The organism is Thiohalorhabdus sp., assembly GCF_036628635.1.
In the GTDB taxonomy this organism is placed as follows: Bacteria; Pseudomonadota; Gammaproteobacteria; order Thiohalorhabdales; family Thiohalorhabdaceae; genus Thiohalorhabdus.
The window spans coordinates 1-3,559 of sequence record NZ_JAZKRM010000103.1 but is presented as its reverse complement, the minus strand read 5'-3'; the positions used below and the strand labels follow the sequence as shown (position 1 = coordinate 3,559).

Below are 3,559 nucleotides of genomic sequence, written 5' to 3'. Positions count from 1 at the left end.
CCCTAACCCTCCAAGCCCGGCCCGACGGCGACAGCCAGGACGAGCAGCTCGGTGACCTGGTTGTCTCTCTGCTCGGGCGCAACGGGACCAGCACCTCCTTGACCGTGCAGGATCTCACCATCCAGGACGAGGCCCTCCCGGATACCACCCGGGACGCCGGCAGCGACCAGACCATCGCCGGCGACTACGCCTGGAAGGACACCGACCCCAGCACCCCGGGCGTCCAGTACGGCTACGACAGTCTGGGCAACCGGATCTACCAGAGGCCGCTGCAAGAGAACGCCGGCCAGGCCGATCCCCTCTACGACAGCGCCGGCAACGACCACATTTTGCCCGGGGGCGGCGACGACGATGCCGTTGGCCCACACCGGCTTCCATTCGCTGAGATTGACAGGGCCAGCCCGACCGTGGCGGCCTAGAAACCGACTGTCCGAAAAGGGGGAAAACCATGCCTGCCTGTCCGGGGCCACTCCGGGCCCATTTCACGCCGACAACGCCCAACCGACGCGCGTTTTCTGGCCCCACCCGGCGCCGTTTCTGCGTGTGGCTGCCGGGCGGGCTGGTAGCGGTGATGGTCGGGCTCGTGCTTGGAGCGGCAAGCCCGGCGTTGGCGGCCGAGGATTTGCCGCAGACGACCGACGAGCTGTGGGAGCGGCTGCCTTCCTACGACGTGGCGCACGGGAGGAACAGCGATACCAAATACTGCCGGCGGATGCTAAAGGACCTGAAGAACCATCCGGGGAAGTTCGAGCGGATCCCGCCGAAGGTGGAAACGGATCGCTTCGAGGATCCGAAGCTGCAGGAATTGCTGCCCGGGTGCTCGAGGAAGGAGCTGACGTTTTCAGAAGAAAAAGACCCGGATTCGGGGCTAGTTCTCCAAACCGTTTACGCAGGCGAAGGTTTTGCCTTATGGCCCTTGTCGTATATCGATGAATCTTACCCTAAGGATCTGACATTGGTTTGGCAGGGTCCGAGCTATTTCTTTGAAGAGGATGGACACGATTACCTACCTCCTGAAAGACGGAAAGGCTTGAATAAAATCTACGGTCGGTACGGTGATTTGGATGGCCGAAACCCGGAAACCTGCAACCCTCGTCCCAGGTACGGTACCGGAACACTAGCACCATTCGACAAGGGCGACCCGAATATCCGGAATATGTTCCTTGTGAGGTATCAGGGGAACCATTTTATTTTGGATGCAGATATAGGGAGCCTGGAAGAAAAGTATGTAACTCTTACACCATTGGATCCGAAATCCGGAAAGTTGGATTTGGAATCCCAAGATTGCGCCTTCTTTAGCCCGTAGTGTGTTTCTGACTCAGGGAGGAAGTAAGCCATGCCTATCAACTACCGCGCCGACAGCAGCTGGAAGAACGACACCAAGGCATTCCTCAAGCAGGTCGAGCCTCCGAAGAATACTTTCAACCTGCATGACGACGGCAGGGGCATCCCGACCCTCGGATACGGCTTCGCCCTCGTCCGAGATAATGATGGATGGGAAGTTCCCAATGACTTGGATGAAAAGCTCCAGGCAGCCGGTTTGGAGCCGCCTGACTCCCAAACTCGCCGGACCCTTCGGAAGATTGCCGATTACAAGAACGCCGGCAAGGACACCAGTAGTCTGGTCGACTCGATTAGCGGCTCCAACTCCCCCTGGCAGGTCTCCGAGTCCCCAGCCAGCACCCTGCTAGACATTGAGGTAGATGCCGCCGAGACAGCGCTCAAGAACCGCCTCCAAGCCCACCTGGGGGAAACCGCCGGCGCAAACCTCTTCCAGACGGTCCAGGGCACCCGGGAAGGCCGGGCGCTTCTGTCCCTGGCCTACAACAATGCTGGGCCCCTGATTGGCGATGGCCTTGCCGGGGCCCTGGCCGATGGCAACCGCGCCGAGGCCTGGTACGAGATCCGCTACAACTCCAATGCCGGTGCCCTGTCCGCCAGCCCGCCGAACACCGCCGAAGGCATCGCCACCCGCCGCTACGCCGAATCGGCGATGTTCGGCCTGAGTGACGGCGACGCTCCCACCGAAGCCGAGGCCCTGGAGGCGTACCGGACCTTCGCCAAGCACCGCGACACCATCCTGGCCTACGAGGGGCGCTACCGGGACGAGGTGAGCGATGCCCAGGCCCTGATCGATGGGGCGGCCAGCCGGGGCGGGGCCAATCTGAACGTGCCCACGGTGCAGGAAGCCTTCGCCGGGGCCAGGAACAAGCTGGTGGCGGCGTACGGCGAGGCGGGCATCCCCATCGACTACCGGGACATCCAGGTGGCCCCGGAAGCCGGCGGCACCCTCCAGGGCACCCGCCGGGACGGCTTTGCAATCGGCACCGGCGCCCACCAGAACGACCTCCTGATCGGCCGTTCCAGCAACGACGGCCTGGCCGGCGCCGGCGGCGCCGACGTCCTGTACGGTGGCGAAGGCACCGACGCCCTGGACGGCAGAAAAGGGGCGACGACCGCCTCTTTGGTGGTAAGGGCAACGACACCCTGGTGGGCCGGTCGGGCGACAACGAGCTCGAAGGCGGTGCCGGTTTTGATACCTACGAGATCAGCGGCGGCACCAGTACCCTCACCGATTCCGGCGGCAACAGCCTGATCCTGAACGGCAAGCGCGTCACCTTTTTACGCAAAACCGGTGCGGGTCAATTCACCGTCCCCGGCACCGGCTTCACCGCCACGCGCAACTCGCCGTTGACCATTTCCGGTCCGGGCGGCGCCTCGGTGACCCTCCAGAATTGGAGCGAGGGGGATTTCGGCATCCATACCTGGGAGATGCCGGGTGAGCCCCAGACCACCCGCACCATCGCCGGCGACTACGCCTGGAAGGACACCGACTCCTCTGAGCCGGGCATCCAGTACGGCTACGACGACCTGGGCAACCGGGTCTACAAGCAGCCCCTTGAGCCCAACCCCGGCCAGGCCGACCCCCTCTACGACAGCGCCGGCAACGACCACATCCTGCCCAGGGGCGGCGACGACGACGTCAACGCCTTCCGCGGCGGCGACGACCACATCGAGGGCGCCGGCGGCCGCGACCGCATCGAGGCCGGCCCCGACGGCGACCTGATTGCCGGCGGAAGCCAGGCGGACCGCATCTTCGGGGGTAGCGAGACCGATCTGAGCGATGCCATCGCCGCCGGCAATGCCGAGACCAACGGCAGCGGCAAAGCTGACAAGCTGGGTGCCCGTTCGCCCAGCCCCATTCGGGCGGTGGATAGACGCCGCCCGGCGGCTTGACAAAGGCGACCGGGCTTTAGTGGTCTTGTTGACTCAAGCGGAAAAGGGGGCATCCATGCCAGGCCAAACGGCCCGTAGATGGGCCTTTCCCGCCTCATTATTGGCGTCCGTCCTCGGACTGCCGCCCAAGGCTCGTCGGACCCGTGTCCTATCTCGGGCGACCGAAATGATGGGCGCCGTGGTGCTGATGTTCCCGGCACCAAGCCCGGCCGGCGACGACTACACTACCACCTTCACCCCCGAGGCGGATCAGGCCTACCAGGAGGACATCAACGTCTGGGTGTACACCAAGGAGTTCGCCGAGCGCTTCGGCATGCCCGAG

General features: G+C 64.0%; 4 protein-coding genes. All 4 read left to right on the top strand.

Annotation, left to right across the window (positions count from 1 at the left end; all coding sequences use genetic code 11):
* The coding region (locus V5A19_RS14025; RefSeq protein WP_332327968.1) for a hypothetical protein at positions 1-419 on the top strand (419 nt) is incomplete at its 5' end.
* Positions 420-448: 29 nt separating this feature from the next.
* Positions 449-1,306 (top strand): hypothetical protein, encoded by an 858-nt coding sequence (locus V5A19_RS14020; RefSeq protein ID WP_332319677.1) that lies wholly within the window; start codon positions 449-451, stop codon positions 1,304-1,306.
* 30 nt (positions 1,307-1,336) lie between these two features.
* On the top strand, positions 1,337-2,596 hold the full coding sequence (locus V5A19_RS14015) for a hypothetical protein (protein ID WP_332319676.1): 1,260 nt from the start codon (positions 1,337-1,339) through the stop codon (positions 2,594-2,596).
* Entirely contained in the window at positions 2,491-3,237 is a 747-nt protein-coding gene (locus tag V5A19_RS14010) for a hypothetical protein (protein WP_332319675.1), read from the top strand. Before V5A19_RS14015 ends, V5A19_RS14010 begins: the two co-directional genes overlap by 106 nt.
* Positions 3,238-3,559 lie beyond the last annotated feature (322 nt).

Bases quoted from the DNA above. Each gene is read 5' to 3' on its own strand.
- V5A19_RS14020 (WP_332319677.1), top strand. From the start codon at position 449: ATGCCTGCCTGTCCGGGGCCACTCCGGGCCCATTTCACGCCGACAACG.
- V5A19_RS14015 (WP_332319676.1), top strand. From the start codon at position 1,337: ATGCCTATCAACTACCGCGCCGACAGCAGCTGGAAGAACGACACCAAG.